The organism is Rosettibacter sp. KY25, from assembly GCF_057554405.1.
On record NZ_BAAJAO010000005.1, the window covers coordinates 17879 to 36652 of the forward strand.

At 31.7% G+C, this 18774-nt stretch carries 20 protein-coding genes and 1 riboswitch; of the genes, 19 read left to right on the forward strand and 1 reads right to left on the reverse strand.

The genetic code is table 11. The features are described from left to right. The 19 genes from AC27L2_RS04475 to AC27L2_RS04565 all read left to right on the forward strand — a co-directional run bounded on the left by AC27L2_RS04475 (position 1) and on the right by AC27L2_RS04565 (position 17482). Entirely contained in the window at positions 1 to 915 is a 915-nt protein-coding gene (locus AC27L2_RS04475) for a patatin-like phospholipase family protein (RefSeq protein WP_487210490.1), read from the forward strand. A gap of 35 nt (positions 916 to 950) precedes the next feature. Beyond that, positions 951 to 1026: riboswitch (Fluoride riboswitch) on the forward strand. A gap of 27 nt (positions 1027 to 1053) precedes the next feature. After that, positions 1054 to 1437 (forward strand): fluoride efflux transporter CrcB, encoded by a 384-nt coding sequence (gene crcB / locus AC27L2_RS04480; RefSeq protein ID WP_487210491.1) that lies wholly within the window; start codon positions 1054 to 1056, stop codon positions 1435 to 1437. Between the two features lies 1 nt (position 1438). Next, positions 1439 to 1792: a DUF190 domain-containing protein gene (locus AC27L2_RS04485; protein ID WP_487210492.1), complete on the forward strand. Its 354-nt coding sequence runs from the start codon at positions 1439 to 1441 to the stop codon at positions 1790 to 1792. A 154-nt stretch (positions 1793 to 1946) separates the two neighbouring features. Continuing rightward, entirely contained in the window at positions 1947 to 3380 is a 1434-nt protein-coding gene (sufB, locus tag AC27L2_RS04490) for a Fe-S cluster assembly protein SufB (protein ID WP_487210621.1), read from the forward strand. A 30-nt stretch (positions 3381 to 3410) separates the two neighbouring features. Continuing rightward, on the forward strand, positions 3411 to 4175 hold the full coding sequence (gene sufC, locus AC27L2_RS04495; protein WP_487210493.1) for a Fe-S cluster assembly ATPase SufC: 765 nt from the start codon (positions 3411 to 3413) through the stop codon (positions 4173 to 4175). 14 nt (positions 4176 to 4189) lie between these two features. Then, on the forward strand, positions 4190 to 5539 hold the full coding sequence (sufD, locus tag AC27L2_RS04500) for a Fe-S cluster assembly protein SufD (RefSeq protein WP_487210494.1): 1350 nt from the start codon (positions 4190 to 4192) through the stop codon (positions 5537 to 5539). Positions 5540 to 5562: 23 nt separating this feature from the next. Beyond that, on the forward strand, positions 5563 to 6813 hold the full coding sequence (locus AC27L2_RS04505; RefSeq protein ID WP_487210495.1) for a SufS family cysteine desulfurase: 1251 nt from the start codon (positions 5563 to 5565) through the stop codon (positions 6811 to 6813). A 1-nt stretch (position 6814) separates the two neighbouring features. Continuing rightward, positions 6815 to 7129 carry an SUF system Fe-S cluster assembly protein gene (locus AC27L2_RS04510; protein WP_487210496.1) on the forward strand — a complete coding sequence of 105 codons (315 nt, stop codon included), beginning with the start codon at positions 6815 to 6817 and terminating at the stop codon, positions 7127 to 7129. Positions 7130 to 7150: 21 nt separating this feature from the next. Then, the gene (locus AC27L2_RS04515; protein ID WP_487210497.1) at positions 7151 to 7684 is read left to right on the forward strand and encodes a BrxA/BrxB family bacilliredoxin; all 534 of its coding nucleotides are present in this window, start codon (positions 7151 to 7153) and stop codon (positions 7682 to 7684) included. A gap of 244 nt (positions 7685 to 7928) precedes the next feature. Further along, the gene (locus AC27L2_RS04520) at positions 7929 to 8399 is read left to right on the forward strand and encodes an RrF2 family transcriptional regulator (RefSeq protein ID WP_487210498.1); all 471 of its coding nucleotides are present in this window, start codon (positions 7929 to 7931) and stop codon (positions 8397 to 8399) included. A 246-nt stretch (positions 8400 to 8645) separates the two neighbouring features. Continuing rightward, positions 8646 to 9434, forward strand: coding sequence for a 3-methyl-2-oxobutanoate hydroxymethyltransferase (gene panB, locus AC27L2_RS04525; RefSeq protein WP_487210499.1), 789 nt, complete (start codon positions 8646 to 8648; stop codon positions 9432 to 9434). Continuing rightward, positions 9434 to 10198: a pantoate--beta-alanine ligase gene (gene panC / locus AC27L2_RS04530; protein ID WP_487210500.1), complete on the forward strand. Its 765-nt coding sequence runs from the start codon at positions 9434 to 9436 to the stop codon at positions 10196 to 10198. Before panB ends, panC begins: the two co-directional genes overlap by 1 nt. Then, positions 10185 to 11420 carry a bifunctional phosphopantothenoylcysteine decarboxylase/phosphopantothenate--cysteine ligase CoaBC gene (coaBC, locus tag AC27L2_RS04535; RefSeq protein ID WP_487210502.1) on the forward strand — a complete coding sequence of 412 codons (1236 nt, stop codon included), beginning with the start codon at positions 10185 to 10187 and terminating at the stop codon, positions 11418 to 11420. The genes panC and coaBC overlap by 14 nt, the downstream gene beginning before the upstream one ends. Further along, positions 11417 to 12202: a type III pantothenate kinase gene (locus AC27L2_RS04540; protein WP_487210503.1), complete on the forward strand. Its 786-nt coding sequence runs from the start codon at positions 11417 to 11419 to the stop codon at positions 12200 to 12202. The genes coaBC and AC27L2_RS04540 overlap by 4 nt, the downstream gene beginning before the upstream one ends. Next, positions 12202 to 12567 carry an aspartate 1-decarboxylase gene (gene panD, locus AC27L2_RS04545; RefSeq protein ID WP_487210504.1) on the forward strand — a complete coding sequence of 122 codons (366 nt, stop codon included), beginning with the start codon at positions 12202 to 12204 and terminating at the stop codon, positions 12565 to 12567. Before AC27L2_RS04540 ends, panD begins: the two co-directional genes overlap by 1 nt. Positions 12568 to 12610: 43 nt before the next feature. After that, positions 12611 to 13303 (forward strand): (d)CMP kinase, encoded by a 693-nt coding sequence (cmk, locus tag AC27L2_RS04550; protein ID WP_487210622.1) that lies wholly within the window; start codon positions 12611 to 12613, stop codon positions 13301 to 13303. Positions 13304 to 13407: 104 nt separating this feature from the next. Next, positions 13408 to 15243: a 30S ribosomal protein S1 gene (gene rpsA, locus AC27L2_RS04555; protein ID WP_487210505.1), complete on the forward strand. Its 1836-nt coding sequence runs from the start codon at positions 13408 to 13410 to the stop codon at positions 15241 to 15243. Between the two features lie 140 nt (positions 15244 to 15383). Continuing rightward, entirely contained in the window at positions 15384 to 16733 is a 1350-nt protein-coding gene (mtaB, locus tag AC27L2_RS04560) for a tRNA (N(6)-L-threonylcarbamoyladenosine(37)-C(2))-methylthiotransferase MtaB (RefSeq protein WP_487210506.1), read from the forward strand. Further along, the gene (locus tag AC27L2_RS04565) at positions 16730 to 17482 is read left to right on the forward strand and encodes a hypothetical protein (protein WP_487210507.1); all 753 of its coding nucleotides are present in this window, start codon (positions 16730 to 16732) and stop codon (positions 17480 to 17482) included. The genes mtaB and AC27L2_RS04565 overlap by 4 nt, the downstream gene beginning before the upstream one ends. A gap of 38 nt (positions 17483 to 17520) precedes the next feature. On the opposite strand, the gene AC27L2_RS04570 is transcribed toward AC27L2_RS04565, so the two are convergent. After that, positions 17521 to 18759 carry a RagB/SusD family nutrient uptake outer membrane protein gene (locus AC27L2_RS04570; protein WP_487210508.1) on the reverse strand — a complete coding sequence of 413 codons (1239 nt, stop codon included), beginning with the start codon at positions 18757 to 18759 and terminating at the stop codon, positions 17521 to 17523. Positions 18760 to 18774 lie beyond the last annotated feature (15 nt).

Below are 18774 nucleotides of genomic sequence, written 5' to 3' on the forward strand. Positions count from 1 at the left end.
ATGACAAACTTAGGATTAGCACTTGGCGGTGGAGGAGCAAGAGGTTTAGCACACATCGGCGTTCTTAAAGTATTCGATTCTGAGAAAATCAAAGTTGATGCAATAACTGGATGCAGTATGGGTGCTATCGTTGGTGGTCTTTATGCGTACTTTGGAAATGCAAAAGATGTTGAAGAATTTATACTTAATGCAATGAAGCATCCAAAATTCAGAGAGCTTGGAATAGAAAAATTAAACGAATCTGCTAAGAAGACAGATAAAAATTATTTCAATAAATTTCTTGATTATATTGAATTAAGATTGCAGGCAATTAAATCATTAACTTCACTTTCATATTTTGATGAAGAAACAACAAACGAAATTTATGATATTCTTCCTGATGTTACACTTGAGAATCTTAAAATAAAATTTTCTGCAATTTCAACAGATTTAATTACAGGCGAAGAAATTAATTTTGTTAGAGGAAAGCTTCGAGATGTTTTAAAAGCAAGTTCAGCAATTCCTGGCATTTTCCCTCCAGTTAAATTAGATGGATATTATTTAATTGATGGCTATACTTCCGAGAATGTGCCCGCTTCAAAAGTTAGGCAATTAGGTACAAATAAAGTTGTAGCTGTTAATGTTTCAAGAACTCTAAATAAAATTGAACCTCCTAAAAACATAATTGATATACTTTATCGAACTGAAAATATCACTTCATATCATCTGTCAATGATGAAATTGAAAGAAGCGGATTTAATTATTTATCCTGAAGTATCAAATTACTCATGGACAGATTTTGATAAAGCAGAAGAAATTATTGAAGCAGGTGTTAAGGCAGCAGAGATGAAATTAAATGAAATTAAAGAACTAATGCATGAATATTCTATTTTTAGAAAAGTTAAGAATTTTATAAGCAAAGCTGTTAAATTATAATCGACAACTTTTTTCAAAAAAAATTCTTTTGTAATTTTGCAATGGGCTATGGAGTTAGCCTGTAATAAACTGTCCAACTAAACCCATCGGACTGATAACTCCTACCATATAAATACAAACAAAAATTAAGGTGATAAATTGCAAAATTATATCATTGTATTTATTGGAGCTGGAATAGGAGGAGTACTAAGATACTGGCTTTCAGGTTTTGTTTATAAATTTCTTCCTCCTACTTTTCCATATGGAACATTAACGGTTAATATTCTGGGAAGTTTTATTATTGGCATTGTAATGTATTATTTCGATGCTTATGAACTAATCAGTTCTCAATTAAGAATTTTTCTTACAATTGGATTTTGCGGTGGCTTAACTACATTTTCTACTTTTTCATATGAAACAATTAACTTCTTAAAAGAAAGAGAATATTTATATGCTGGCTTAAATATTTTGCTGAATCTTTTTCTTACTCTTTTCGTACTTTTTATTTCTTATAAACTTTCAAAAATAATCTCTGGAGAATAATATGGAAATTAAAGGGGAAGCAAAATTAGTCCGCATATTTGTTGGCGAAGATGATATACTACATCATAAACCAGTTTATGAAGTAATTGTTTTAGAAGCACGAAAAGCCGGATTGGCAGGAGCAACTGTTTTCAAAGGCATAATGGGATTTGGCAAAGCAAGCAGAATTCATACTTCAAAAATTTTAAGACTTTCTGAAGACATGCCAATAATAATTGAAATTGTTGACGAGGAAGAAAAAGTAGAAAAGTTTATGCCAATACTTCATGATATTTTTGAAGAAGCAAATTGCGGCGGATTAATTACAATTGAAAAAGCAGAAGTTATAAAATACGTTACGGGTATTAATTCATAAAAAATGATTAAAGTGAACTAAATGTTTTTTAAATATGTTTTTATTTTGAATCTTGACAAAATTATCAAGATTCCATAGGTTTGCATCAATAATTTTTGGGAAAAACAAAATGGACGAAAATGTAAATAAAATAAATCAGGAAGTATCTGATGATATGAAAGTGCTGGATGATTTAACAAAATCCGAATACAAATGGGGTTTTGTTACAGACATTGAATCTGAAGTAGCACCGAAAGGCTTGAATGAAGACATAATTAGATTAATTTCTTCTAAAAAAGGGGAACCTGAATGGATGACTGAATGGCGTCTCAAAGCGTATCGTTACTGGCTTACAATGGAAGAACCAAAGTGGCCCAATGTAACTTATCCGACAATAGATTTTCAAGATATTAGTTATTATTCGGCTCCAAAAAAAAGGCCACAAAAAAAGAGTCTTGATGAAGTTGACCCTGAGTTATTAAAGACATTTGAAAAATTAGGAATTCCTCTTGAAGAACAGAAGGCGCTTGCTGGTGTAGCAGTTGATGCTGTTTTTGATTCAGTTTCTGTTGCAACAACTTTTCGAGAAACACTTAAAGAAAAAGGAATTATCTTCTGTTCAATATCAGAAGCAATTCGTGAATATCCTGAACTTGTAAAAAAATATTTGGGATCGGTAGTACCATACACTGATAATTTTTATGCAGCATTAAATTCTGCTGTTTTTAGTGATGGTTCTTTTGTCTACATCCCCAAAGGGGTGCGCTGCCCAATGGAACTATCAACATATTTCAGAATTAATGCGCAAGAAACAGGTCAATTTGAAAGAACATTGATTATTGCAGATGAAGGCTCTTATGTAAGTTATCTTGAAGGTTGCACAGCACCAATTCGAGATAACAATCAGCTTCATGCAGCTGTTGTTGAATTAATTGCTCTTGATTATGCTGAAATTAAATATTCAACTGTTCAAAATTGGTATCCAGGAGATAAAGAAGGTAAAGGAGGAATCTATAATTTTGTTACTAAACGAGGTGCATGCAGAGGAAAACATTCCAAAATTTCTTGGACTCAAGTAGAAACAGGTTCTGCAATTACCTGGAAATATCCAAGCTGCATTTTGCAGGGTGATTATTCAGTGGGTGAATTTTATTCTGTTGCCGTAACAAATAATTTCCAGCAAGCAGATACTGGAACAAAAATGATTCATATCGGAAAGCATACAAGAAGCACTGTTGTATCAAAAGGAATTTCTGCAGGACGAAGTAAAAATTCATATCGTGGACTTGTTAAAATTGGGAAAAATGCAATTGGAGCACGCAACTTTACTCAATGCGATTCTATGTTGATGGGTGATAAATGTAGTGCAAATACATTTCCATACATTGAAGTTGAAAATGATACTGCAAAAGTTGAACATGAAGCAACAACTTCCAAAGTTGGCGAGGACCAGATTTTCTATCTTAATCAAAGAGGCATTTCTACGGAAGATGCAGTCAACATGATTGTTAATGGTTTCTGTAAAGAAGTCTTTAAAGAACTTCCAATGGAATTTGCTGTTGAAGCACAAAAACTTCTGGCTATAAGTCTTGAAGGAAGTGTCGGTTAAAATTTTATTAACAAAAATGAAGGTATAAAAATGCTCATTATTAAAAACTTACATGCAAATGTTGAAGGAAAAGAAATCTTAAAAGGAATAAATCTTGAAGTTAAAGCTGGTGAGATTCATGCAATTATGGGACCAAATGGCTCAGGAAAAAGTACTCTTGCAAATGTCTTAGCAGGAAATAAAGGCTATGAAGTAACTGAAGGTGAAATCTGGTTTGAAGGTAAAAATTTGCTTGAACTTGAACCAGAGGAAAGAGCTCGTGAAGGTGTATTCTTGGCTTTTCAATATCCAATTGAAATTCCCGGTGTATCGAATGCAACCTTCTTAAAAACTGCAATTAATGAAAAACGAAAGCATCTTGGACTTCCAGAATTAACTCCAAAAGAATTTCTTGATTTGATGAAAGAAAAATCTAAAATACTTGGAATGGATGATTCTCTAATTAGTCGTTCTGTTAATGTTGGATTTTCTGGCGGCGAGAAAAAGCGCAACGAAATTTTTCAACTCTTGATGTTAAATCCCAAACTTGCAATACTTGACGAAACAGACTCCGGTCTTGACATCGATGCATTAAAAATTGTTGCTAATGGTGTTAATGTTTTCCACAACGACGAGAATGCTGTAATTGTAGTTACTCATTATCAAAGATTACTTAATTACATTGTGCCTGATTATGTTCATGTTTTATCAAAAGGAAAAATAGTGAAATCAGGCGGCAAAGAATTAGCTCTTGAACTTGAAGAAAAAGGTTATGATTGGATTACAACTGATGAACTTGAATCACAAAATGCGTAAGCAGGAGAATAAGCATGAATCAAAATTTGTCTGAAAAAGCAAAAGATTGGTATTTACAAAACATAGATATTTTATCAAAACGACTTAATGGCTCAAGCAAAAATTTATTAAACGAGCTTAGAGAAAAATCTAAAAAGAAATTTTTAGAATTAGATTTCCCTAATAGAAAAAATGAAGAATGGAGATTTACTGATGTAACTCCGATCTTAAAGCATAATTTTATTCCATCAATTTTAATTGATAAAACAAAATTTACCCCTGAAGAAATAAAAAAATATTTATTCACTGGATTTGATTTTTATCTTCTCACTTTCGTGAATGGAATTTTTGAAGAAGATTTAAGTGAACTTAAGAATTTGCCAAATGGATTAATTGCTGGAAGTCTTAATAAAATCTTAAAAGACAAACCAGAACTTATTCATAACAACATTGATAAATTTTCCAGCGAACAAAATATTTTTAATGCTTTGAATTGCATATATGCCTATGATGGATTTGTAATCATTGCAAATAAAAATGTTGTTCTTGATAAACCTGTTCAGATTTTATTTTTAAATGGAAATAATGAAAATGAAGTTTTAGTTTCCCCAAAAAATTTAATTATTGCAAACAATAACTCACAATTAAATGTTATAGTTAATTACAAAGGTTTTGGGAATAAAAATTATTTCATGAATTCTACGGTTGATGTTTTCATTGGTGAATCGGCTTTGATCGATTATTATAAAATTCAAGATGAAAATGATGACTCATTTCATATTGAAAAAATCGATGCTGTTCAAAATTCTAAAAGTATATTTAACCAATTTAATATCAGTTTTGGCGGTTCTCTTGTAAGAAATGATATTAATTCGAAATTGGATGGTGAATTTACAGAGACACATTATTACGGATTATATCTTGCGCAGGATAATCAGCATGTAAGTAATTATACATTTATTGACCATGCAAAACCAAATTGTATGAGCAATGAATTGTATAAAGGAATTTTAGATGATAACTCGCATGGCGTTTTTAATGGGAAAATTTTTGTTAGACCAGGTGCACAAAAAACAAATGCTTATCAGCAAAATAAAGCAATTTTGCTTTCAAAAGATGCAAAGATAAATACAAAACCACAGCTCGAAATTTTTGCTGACGATGTAAAATGTACACATGGTGCAGCTGTTGGACATCTTGATGAGGAAGCCGAATTTTATATTCGTTCTCGAGGTGTGCCTCAGGAACTTGCAAAGTCAATCTTAATTAGAGCTTTTGCTTATGATGTTATTGAATCAATGAAAATTGAAGAACTTAAAGAACAAATTAATCATAGAATATTTGAACGACTTCATCGAGTAGAATTTCAAAACAATTTATCTTAATTCTTAAAAAAATTTGGTGAACCGTGATTAATACTATCACAGAAGTCAAAAGAAAATTCAATGTAGAAGAAGTTCGAAAAGATTTTCCAATATTAAAAAGATTGGTAAACGGAAAACCACTTGTTTACCTTGATAATGCTGCAACTACTCAAAAACCTCAAAGTGTAATTGATGCATTAACCTATTATTATACTTATGATAATGCAAATATTCATCGAGGTTTATATTTCTTGAGTGAGCTTGCAACTGAACAATATGAAAATGCAAGACTGAAGGTAAAAGAATTTATTAATGCAATAAGTGCATCGGAAATTATTTTTGTAAGAGGAACAACTGAAGCAATTAATCTTGTTGCTTCAACACTTTGCAGAACTAAATATTTTCGCGAAGGAGATGAGATTATTATTTCTAATATGGAACATCATTCCAATATTGTTCCATGGCAATTAATAAGAGACAGAAAAAATATTAATCTGAAAGTTATTCCGATTAATGACAACGGCGAAATTGAACTTGATAAATTTGAAGAACTTATAACAGAAAAAACAAAACTTGTCTCCGTAGTTCACATTTCAAATACACTTGGAACTATTAATCCTGTTAAAGAAATTATAAAGATTGCTCACTCACACAATATTCCTGTTTTGATTGATGGTGCACAAGCAATGTCGCATCTTAAAATTGATGTTCAGGAACTAGATGCAGATTTTTACGCTTTTTCTGGACATAAAGTTTTTGGTCCGACTGGTATAGGAGTTTTATACGGCAAAACAGAATATCTCGAAATGATGCCGCCGTATCAGGGCGGTGGTGATATGATTAGAACCGTAACATTTGAAAAAACAACTTTTGAAGATATTCCAAGAAAATTTGAAGCAGGAACACCAAACATTGCAGGAGGAATTGGTCTCGGTGCTGCAATTGATTATTTAAATCAATTCAATCGAAGTGAATTGATTGAATATGAAAATTCACTTCTTGAATATGCAACAAAAAGATTAATGGAAATTGATGGTCTAAAAATTATTGGAACAGCAAAAAATAAAGCTTCTGTAGTTTCATTTATTATTGAAGGAATTCATCCTTATGATATTGGAACTATAATCGATACAGATGGAATTGCTATAAGAACTGGACATCACTGCACTCAACCAATTATGAGAAGATTTAATATACCTGCTACTGCAAGAGCATCTTTTTCGTTCTATAATACAAAAGAAGAAATTGATAAACTTGTAGAAAGTTTAATAAAAGTAAAACAAATGTTTTCATAATATGATTGATAAAGGTAAACTCGAACAAGATATAATTGCAGTATTAAAAACATGCTTTGACCCTGAAATTCCAGTTGACATCTGGGAATTGGGTTTGATTTACGAATTGAAAATTGATAACGAAGGAAATGTTTATATCAAAATGACTTTGACCTCTCCTCATTGTCCTGTGGCAGAAAGTTTGCCCTCCGAAGTCAAGTATAAAGTTAAAAATGTAAAAGGTGTGAAAGATGTTTATGTTGATTTAGTTTGGGAACCACCATGGTCTATGGATAAAATGAGTGAAGAAGCAAAGTTTGAATTAGGATTTCTATAAACTAAAAGAAAGGAAATATCTATGTTTGAAATAAATATGAAACCACCATTGTATGATCCTGAAGCTGTTCAGCCAATGCGGGATGAATTGGTTTTTGTTGGTTTTCAGGAAACAAGAACCCCGCAGCAAGTAGACGATGTTCTTTCACAAAAAAATGGAGAAACTGTTTTTGTTGTGATAAATTCAGTGTGTGGTTGTGCAGCTGGAAGCGCTCGTCCTGCAGCAACACTCGCACTTCAACATCATACTATTCCAGATAAATTTATTACTGTCTTTGCAGGTATGGATAGAGATGCAGTAGATTTTCTTCGTGAGAAATTCTTGAGTCAATATCCTCCTTCTTCGCCCTCAATGGCTTTGTTTGAAAATGGTGAGCTTGTATATTTTCTTCCGCGTCACAGTATTGAAGGAAGATACCCAGAAGAAATTGCAGAGGAATTAAAATCTGTTTTCGATAAATATTGCAAGAGAAAAGGACCATCAATTTCTCCTGAAAAATACGCTCAGCTTGTTCATGCAATTTCATGCGGCTCGAAGATTCAAATTAATACATAGATTTTTTTGTTAATTATAGTATCCTAATTTTTTAAGATACGATACAACATTAAATGATAGCGGATATATGAGAAATTAACTTCACCTGAGTACTATATGAACTATTGAAACCGCAAAGTTTGCAGAGAATCGCAAAGAATTAAAGACACAAAGATGAAGAAACAAAAAATAAAAGTTATCAAGAATAAAGATTGAACAGTAAATTATACAATGAAACGCCGTTCATGAATTGATTGGAGGCAAAATGAAATTTAGTACTCAAGAAGAATATGGATTAAGATTGTTATTGCGAGTTGCAAAATTTTATCAGGTGGGAAAATCTCTTACAATTCCAGAAATTTCAAGAGCAGAAAAAATGTCGCAGCATAATGTTGGCAAGATTTTAAGAATACTTCGATTGGGTGGTTTTTTAATTGCAGAAAGAGGACAGACTGGCGGATACACTCTTTCAAGACCACCAGAACAAATTAAAATAAGAGAAGTTTTAAATGCTCTTGGCGGAAGATTGTATGATGAAAATTTCTGCCAGCATCATTCGGGTATAACAGATTTTTGTACAAATTCGATTGACTGTTCAATTCGTTCTTTATGGAAAATTATTCAGGATGCAATTGATTCAATTGTCGATAACCTCACATTGAAAGATTTAATGGCTTCAGAAAATTATCTATTTGAAGTTGTTCATGATGTTAAAGGACTTGGAATGAGAAATTAAATTTTTAGTAAAATTATTTTTGAAGTGTTATTTTTGTCACACATAAAAGAACCGATTCTTTATTTAGAACGGTTACATTAATTCAAATAAATTTACAATGCAGGACTTGATCGATGAGACAAGTACCAAAACAAATTTCAAAGTTTTTCTTTTTTCAATATCCAATTTCAATCCCATTCTTAATTATCATTTCCATTTATCAACCCTGTTTTCAAATTCTCTATTTGTTTCAAAGGTGAAATAAAAATGAAAACTATAAATGAATTTAAAAAGCTGAAGAGTCTTGGCAAAAAAATTTCTATGGTTACATGTTATGATTATTGGTCAGCAAAAATAATTGATGAAAGTGATATTGATGCAGTTCTTGTTGGAGACAGTGCAGCAATGGTAATGCATGGATTTGAAACTACAATAAATGCAGAAATTGAAATGATGTGTTATCATACTGCAGCAGTCAGGCGGGGATTAAAAAACAAATTGTTGATTTCAGACCTTCCATTTTTATCTAATCGAAAGGGAATTAGTTTTTTGATGGAATCAATTGATAAATTAATGAAAGTGGGTGCTCAGGCAGTAAAAATTGAAGGTGCTGATGATAACCTTGATTTAATTCAATATGTGGTTAAATCTGGAATACCTGTTATGGGACATATTGGATTAACTCCACAATTTGTTCATCAATTTGGAGGATACAAATTACAAGGAAAAGATGAGCAAACTGCAGAAAAATTTTTAGATGATGCAAAAAAACTTGAAGATGCAGGCTGCTTTTCAATTGTTCTTGAAATGATGCCATCTGAATTGTCTGCTAAAATCACAAAAGAATTGTCAATCCCAACTATCGGAATTGGAGCAGGTCCATTTACTGATGGACAAATTTTAGTACTGCAGGATTTGCTTGGAATGTCAAAAGATTTTCAACCAAAATTTTTACGCAAATATCTTGATGGTTTCGAACTGATTTTGAATTCATTAAATAAATTTAATGATGATGTAAAAAATCAAAATTATCCAAACAAAGATGAGAGTTACTGATGACAAGAGTAATCAAAAAAATTTCTGAATGGAAAGAAATAAGAAATTCAGATGAACTAAAGAACAAAAGATTCGGATTTGTTCCGACTATGGGAGCTCTTCATAAAGGTCATGTTTCTTTAATTGAAAAATGTGTAAATGAGAATGACATTTCTGTTGTAAGTATTTTTGTAAATCCAACTCAATTTAACGACCCTAATGATTTGAGAAATTATCCTCGAACTTTTCAGGAAGATTTTGAGATATTAAAAAATCACAAAGTTGATTTTCTTTTTTATCCCGAGTATGATGAAATTTATCAAGACAACTATAAGTATAGAGTTATTGAAACAGACTTCAGTAAAAAATTATGTGGTGCATTTCGTCCCGGACACTTTGAAGGAGTGCTAACAATTGTAATGAAACTTTTTAATATAATTCGACCAAATAGAGCATACTTTGGTGAAAAAGATTATCAGCAGCTCAAATTAATTGATGGAATGTGCAAAGCATTTTTTATGGATATAGAAATTATTCCATGCCCAACTGTTCGTGATGAAGATGGTCTTGCAATGAGTTCGAGAAATCTTTTGTTATCAGAAGAAGAAAGAAAGTTAGCACTAAATTTTCCAAGATTATTAATGTCGAACAAATCAAACGAAGAAATCAGGAAAGAACTTGAAGAACTTGGTTTCAAAGTAGATTATATTGAAGAACTTGAAGGACGAAGATTTGGAGCAGTTCATATTGGAAAAGTGAGGTTAATTGACAATGTCAAACTATAAAATTTTATTTGGAATAACAGGCTCGATTGCAGCTTATAAAAGTGCCTACTTAATTTCAAAACTTGTTCAAAATGGTTTTGAAGTTAAAGTAGTAGCAACTGAAGGTGCATTAAAATTTATTGGCTCAGCTACACTCGAAGGATTAACTGGAAATCCTGTTTATGTTGATATTTTTCAAAGCGGTGAAATGATGAGCCATATTAATCTTGTAAAGTGGGCAGATGCAGTAATTGTATGCCCAGCATCTGCAAATACCATCAATAAATTTGCCGCTGGAATTGCTGATAATCTTTTAACATCACTTTTTCTTGCACATGATTGGTCAAAACCATTTCTAATTGCACCTGCAATGAATACAAATATGTATGAACATCCTGCAACAAAATTATCGTTACAAAAATTAAGAGAATGGGGAGCCGTAATTTTACCTACGGCAGAAGGTTATTTAGCATGCGGTGATACTGGCAAAGGGAAACTACTTGACCCTGATGAAATTTATGATTATCTCATCAAATCCTTGAGCAAAAGTTCTGAAAAAAAATTAAAGATTTTGATTACTGCAGGCGGCACAAAAGAAAATATTGACGGCATAAGATTTCTTTCGAACTTGAGCACTGGAAATACTGCATCTCAAATTGCTGAATTTTTCATTCGTAAAAATTATGATGTTACTTATCTTCATTCAATTGATGCCAAAATTCCTTTTCTTTCATGCAATTTAATTTCATTTATGGATTTCATTGATTTGAATGACAAAATTCAAAATATGCTGAGCAATGAAAATTTTGATGTTGTAATTCATAATGCTGCTGTAAGCGATTACTCGCCAGTGATGGTTGAATTGAATAATGAAAAATATTCTGTTCCATTAAATTCAAAAATTAACTCAGGCTATGATGAAATTGTATTATATCTTAAAAGAAATTTCAAAATTCTTGATAGAATAAAAAATTATTCAAGGAACAAAAATTTATTTCTTGTTGCATTCAAGTTTACAAGCACTTTCAATGAAGAAGAAAGGATAAATGCTGTTAGAAAATGTTTTGAAAATTCAGGTTGCGATTTAGTGATTAACAATGATTTAAATAATCGTGAAAATAATGTTCAAAAACATTTCAATATTTATGATAAAGAAATGAATAGAATTTCTGCAGAAACTGTAAATGAACTTTCACAAAAAATTGAAGAAATAATTTATCAGAAAGTAGGAGATAATTTATGATTCTCTGTATTGATGTAGGCAACACTCAAATTCATGGTGGAGTATTTCGAAATAATGAATTAATACTTCAATTTAGAAAAACATCACGGCAGGAATTTTCTTCGGATGAAATTGGAATTTTTCTGAAAAATGTTTTAAGAGAAAATAATGTAGAGCCGGAAAACATTTCAGGCATTTCAATATGCAGTGTAGTGCCAGATTTGAATCATTCATTAAGAGCAGGCTGTGTGAAATATTTTAATAAAGAACCATTTTTTCTAAAACCAGGAGTTAAAACAGGATTAAAAATTAAATACAGAAATCCACTTGAAGTTGGTGCTGATAGAATTGCAAATGCAATTGCAGCTGTAAATATTTTTCCAAATAAAAATTTGATAGTGGTCGATTTTGGAACCGCAACAACTTTTTGTGTAATTAGCAAGAACAAGGAATATCTTGGAGGAATAATTCTACCTGGAATAAAAATTTCTATGGAAGCACTTGAAAGCAAAACTGCTCAACTTCCAACAGTAGAAATAAAAGAAATGAACGAAGTTATAGGTCGTTCAACAGTTGAAAGCATTCAATCAGGATTATACTTTGGCCAAATTGGAATGGTCAAAGAATTGAAAGCAAGAATAATTGATGAAGCATTTAAAGATGAAACTCCTGTTGTTATTGGCACAGGTGGTTTTTCACGACTTTTTGAATCAGCAAAATTATTTGATATTATGATTCCAACACTTGTTCTTGATGGTTTATATTTAGCATTTAATATGAACAGAGAAAAGGAGGTGCAATAATGAGGAGAGAGATGTTAAAATCAAAAATTCATAGAGCAGTTGTAACAGATGCCAACTTAAACTATGAAGGTTCAATAACTATTGATAAATCTTTATGTGAACAAGCTGATATTTTGGAATACGAAAAGGTAGATATTTATAACATCAATAATGGAGCTCGGTTTTCTACTTATGTAATTTATGGTAAAGATGGAGAAATAATTTTAAATGGAGCTGCTGCCCGTCTAGCTCAAATAGGGGATTTGATAATAATTGCCAGTTATGCAAATTATTCAGAAGAGGAACTTAAGAATTATTCGCCCAAAATCGTAATGGTTGATAATCAAAATCATATTATAAAATCTGAAGAAAAAATTATGTTTTAAATTTGCGGCATCTAATCTCTTTTCCTATTTTTGTAACCCAATGTTGAAGAAAATTATAATAGCAATAGACGGTCCTGCTGGTTCAGGCAAATCCACTGCTGCTAAAAATCTGGCAAAAAAACTTGGATTTAACTATCTGGATACTGGCGCAATGTATCGTGCCATAACTTTTATGGCGCTACAGAAAGGTATTGCTGATGATGTTAATGCAGTTATCGAGATGACAAAAAAAATTAACTTGAATTTGAAATTCGAAGATGGTGTAACAAGAGTTTTTGTGGATGATGTAGAAGTGACAGATAAAATTCGAAGTGCTGAGGTAAACTCTAAAGTTAGTGAGATTAGTGCTATACCGGAAGTAAGAGAAGAAATGGTAAAAATTCAGAAGTCGATTGGAAACAAAGGAAATGTTATTGCAGAAGGAAGAGATGTTACAACAGTTGTATTTCCCGATGCCGATGTAAAAATTTTTCTAACTGCATCTCTTGATACAAGAGCACAAAGACGATTTAAAGAATATCAGGAAAAAAATATTCCAATTACTTTTGAAGAAGTTAAAGCAAATCTCGAAAAAAGAGATAAAATAGACAGCGGACGTAAAGTTTCTCCTCTTAAAAAAGCAGATGATGCAATTGAGTTTGATAATACAGGCTTTACTCCAGAACAAGATTTGGAATTTTTACTTGCAAAAGTAAACGAAGTTTTACAAAGCAAAGGAATTGAAATTAATTACTAAGTTTTTGCCATCAGTAAATAACTAATGTGTAATTAAAAAAAAGCTGCAGCGGCTTTCTTTGATGGCGGAAAGACGTAAGCAGTAAAATTAAAGTAGGAGGACTAATGTCCGATTTACAAAAAGATACAATGCAAAAACTTAATGAACAGGCTAAGTTCGTAAATACTGAAGACTATTCACCAGAAGAACTTGAACAATTATCAAAACTTTACTCAGAATCCTTCCGCGATATTAAGGAAGGTGAAATAATTCAAGGTACAATTGTAGGAATTGATGGAGATAATGTTGTTGTTGATGTAGGATTTAAATCTGATGGTACAATTCCAAAATCAGAATTCAGCTCAACTGAAGAAATCAAAATCGGTTCTAAAATTGACATTGTTATAGAAAGTGTTGAAGACGAAGAAGGAAATCTTGTTCTCAGCAAAAAGAGAGCTGATTTCCTAAAAATCTGGGCTAATGTTATGGATGCTTATAAAAACGATAGAGTTCTTCAGGGAAAAATTCTTAAGAGAATTAAAGGCGGTATGGTTGTTGACCTTATGGGCATCGAAGCATTTTTACCAGGTTCACAAATTGATATTCGTCCAGTTAGAGATTTTGATGCTTATGTTGGTAAAACAATGGACTTCAAAATTGTTAAGGTAAACGAAGCTGCAGAAAATATTGTTGTATCACATAAAGTGTTAATTGAAGAAACTATTGCAGACCAGAGAAAAGAAATCCTTGAAAAACTTGAGAAAGGTCAGGTTCTTGAAGGAACTGTTAAAGCTATTACAGACTTTGGTGTATTTGTCGACTTAAATGGCGTTGACGGCTTGATTCATATTACAGATTTAAGTTGGGGTAGAATTAATCATCCAAGCGAAGTTGTTAAGCTTGACGAAAAAATTAAAGTTGTTGTAACTGATTACGACAAAGAAAAGAAAAGAATTTCTCTCAGCTTAAAACAACTTCAGCCTCATCCATGGGAAAATATTGATGAGAAATATAAAGTTGGAGATAAAGTATCAGGTCGCGTTGTTTCTCTTACAGATTATGGCGCATTCATTGAAATTGAAAAAGGAATTGAAGGATTAATTCATATTTCCGAAATGAGCTGGACTCAACATATAAGCCATCCTTCTCAGTTTGTATCAATGGGACAAGTTGTTGAAGCAGTAATTTTGAGTCTTGATAAAGAAGAAAAGAAAATTTCTCTTGGCATGAAACAATTAACACCAGATCCTTGGCAAGATATTGTTAAGAAATATCCAGTTGGTTCACGTCATACAGGAATTGCAAGAAATCTAACAAACTTTGGTGTATTTGTTGAACTTGAACCCGGCATTGATGGATTGATTCACATTTCAGATTTATCGTGGACAAAGAAAATTCGTCATCCCGGTGAAGTTGTAAAGAAAGGCGAAAAAATTGATGTAGTTGTTCTTAGTGTTGATACTGAACAAAGAAAAATATCTCTTGGACATAAACAAATTAATCCAAATCCTTGGGATGGTTTTGAATCTGTTTATTCTGTTGGAAAAGTTACAGAAGGTAAAGTTGTTCGAATTATTGAAAAAGGATTAATTGCAGAACTGCCGCTCGGTGTTGATGGATTTATTCCTGCAACTCAATTATCAACTTCGAAAATAAAAAATTTATCTTACTGCTTCCCAATCGGAACAACACTTGAACTAAAAGTAGTTGAATTCGATAAAGAAAATAAAAAGATAGTCTTAAGTGCTCTTGCTGTATTGAAAGAAAAATCTGATGAAGAAATTCTTGAATATATAACCAAACATAAACTTGATAAAGTTACAATAGAAGACATTAGACAGGCTGATGCAGGTAAATTTGATTCATCTGACTTTAATTTATATGATGATAAAATTCCACCAGCACCTCCTCAGCCGCCTCAGACTGAAACTCCAAAACAGGAAGAACAAAAGTCTGAATAAAAATTCAGTTAAAGTAAATATTCGGGCTGCAGATTTATTCAAGTATTGAATAAAACTCAGCCCGTTTATTATTTTAATCTTGACTTGATTTTGATTCTATAATATTTATTAATTGATTTTATAATTAGAAAGTTTTCTTTATGAATAAAAAAGTTGCATTCTACACATTAGGATGTAAATTAAATTTTTCTGAAACAACAACAATCAGCGAACAATTTTTGAAAAGAGGTTTTAATATTGTTGATTACAACGAATCCGCTGATGTTTATGTTGTTAACACTTGCAGTGTTACTGAAAATGCAGAAAGGGAATGCAGACAAATTGTGCGTCGAGCTTTGAGAAATAATCCAGATGCTTATGTGATTGTCACCGGATGTTATGCTCAATTAAGGCCGGAAGAGATTGCAAAGATTGAAGGAGTTAGTGCTGTTTTAGGAAGCAACGAAAAATTTAATCTCTTTAATTACATCAATGATTTTGAAAATCCCAAGAAAGTAAATACATCTGATACAGAAGAAAAGAAAAATCTTTCGTGTATTCATGTTACACCTACAGAAGAATTGAATTCATTTTATTCATCTTTCTCGGCTGAAACAAATGATAGGACTCGTGCATTTTTCAAAGTTCAGGATGGATGCGATTATAAATGTTCATTCTGTACAATTCCACTTGCTCGAGGGAAGAGCAGAAGTGCAAAACCAGATGAAATCATAAAGGAATTTAAAAAACTTCTCGATTCAAATTATAAAGAGATAATTTTAACCGGAGTTAATGTTGGAGATTATGGAAAATCTTTCGGTTATAATCTTTATTCTTTATTAAATGATATGTTAAAAATTGATGGTGAATATCGAATTAGAATAAGTTCTATAGAACCAAATTTATTAAATGATGATTTGATTGATTTAATTGCAGGCACAAATAAAATTTGCAATCATCTTCATATTCCTCTTCAAAGCGGAAGCAATAAAATTTTGAGATTGATGCAGCGTCGTTATAAAGTTGAAGATTATCATGATTTAATTTATAAAGCAGTCAATAAGATAAAAGAACTTGCAATTGGTGTTGATGTGATAGTTGGTTTCCCGGGCGAAACTTATGATGATTTTATCGAAACTTACAATTTCTTAAAAGAATTACCAATTGCATATTTGCATGTGTTTACATATTCAGAAAGACCAAATACAAAAGCAATAAATTTGCCAGGAAAAGTAGATATTGCAGAAAGAAAGAAAAGAAATAATATGCTGCGAATTTTAAGTGATAAAAAGAGAAATGAATTTTATCGTTCAATGATTGGAAGTGAACAAACAGTTCTTTTTGAAGCTGAGAATCACAATGGATTTATGAAAGGATTTTCATCAAATTACATTAGAATAAAAATTCCTTTTGATGAACAATTAATTAATCAATTTATAAATGTAAAAGTTACGGGGGTTGATGAGAATATTGCTACTGCTGAATTATCACTAAAACAGGTTGAATTATGAAAAAATTATTTTTCTTAATCTTTGTCTCATCAACAATTTTTTCTCAAACATTTCAGAAAGAAAATTTATTTGAACTTCGCAATCAAATTCTGCAAAATAATTCTGAAAAATTCCAAAGTGAAAGCAAAAAACAGAGAAGTTTGATTTCGAATAACTTCATAGAATCAAAAGAAAAAAAGAATCCTGCACTTGGTATTTTATTTTCGATGTTAATTCCAGGTATGGGTGAATTATATGCAGGCAATTATGAAAGCGGAAAATATTTTACAATTACTGATGGAGTTCTCTGGGGTGTATTTGCAGGATTTAATATTTATGGAAAATGGAAAGAGGATAATTACAAATCATTTGCACAATCGAAAGGCGGAGTAAATCTTGAAGGAAAAGATTCGGATTATTTTGCTACTATTGGAATTTATATCAGTGTTGATGAATACAATCGTGTTAAAGAATTGAATAGAGAATTTTATAATGTTTATGACCCAAAAGCAGATTTTTGGAAATGGGAAAGTGAAAGTCAAAGAAAAGAATATCGACAAATGTGGCTTTCAAGTGAACAGGCTTATAATAATGTAAGATTTGCAATCGGTGCTTTGATATTGAATAGATTAATTAGTGCAATTAATGCTGTAAGATTAATTTCTGCTTATAACAAAAACATTTCAAATGATGTAAGTTGGAATGTAAGTGCAGAAACAAATTCAACTTTACCAGCAGCAATAACAATAAATTTTAGGAAGAGTTTTTAAGAATAAAAAAGGCTGACCAAATGGTCAGCCTTTCTTTTTTAGAAGTTTGGATTTTCGTTTCTTTCTCCTTCAGGAATTGGCAGATATTGCCACTTGCCTGGTAAATGCCAAATTCCAAATCTTCTTTCATCTGGTAATCTCATTCCCTGGAAGCAAAGTTCTTTATCTCGTTCTTCAACAATACTTGGTTTTGAAGGGTCATTCAGAGTAATTTCTGTTAATGGGTCAATTTGATGAGAAGCTCTAACTTCATTTACCAAAGCAAGTGCATCACCAGAAGCAGCACCTCTTAAAATAAGTTCTGCTAACATTAAATTATTTTCTTGCCAGGTCATTAATGGAATGCCAGTAATTAAACCAGTTCCAGGGTCGAGTTTATATTTGTATTGATAATAGTAAGTGCCAGTAGCTCCGGTTGCAAGCGAAGCTTTTTTGTATGGAATTCTGTTGGCTTCTTTTGGGTCTTTTGTTACATAATCAACCATTCTTTGTGTAAGAACAAATTGAGAACGAAGTTCGCCAGCTTGAACACGATAATTATTATCGTTCAAAGTATTGTATTTTGCATCAAATACTGGATCCCCATTTTTCATTCCATCTTTTGCATAAGTTGCAGCATTTGCATAATCTCCTTTGAAGAGATATGCTCTCGCAATTAAAGAATTAACCAATCTCTTTTGAGCATCTGTAGCAGCAAAGTTAAGAGCATTTTTCCATTTTTCAACTGCTAAATCGTATAATTTTGCTGATGGAATAATTGCACTTCGATTGATTGCATCTCCGCCTGATTCTTGAGTTAAACCAAAGTAAGTAGCACTGAAGTAACGAGCTAATCCTCCATACAGATATGCATTGTATAATCCGTTCTTTTTAATACTTTCATCTTTGAATGTAATTCTATCAATTCGAGCAATTAAGGTATCTGCATATTTTCTAAAGCGATGTAATGGAGTATAAGCTGCATCAATTGAGTTGTTATCTAATAAGATGTCTCCTAAATCAATTTGTTCATAGGTTGGATAAGTAGCATTACGAACTGCACGAGTAAAGAATAATTGGTCAGAAAGTCCATCTGCAGCAATAAATAAATCGTCTATACAAAATGCTGCTGCATCCTGAACACCAATAACAAGAAAATTAACTTGGTCTTCTCTATCGAGCACTGCATCTTCTACTCTGTCAATAAATGGGTCAACACTAGTTACATAATCTTCACAGGCAAATACTGTGAGAAATACAAGTAGTGGAACATATTTTAATATTTTTATTTTTTTCATATTCATTTCTCCTTC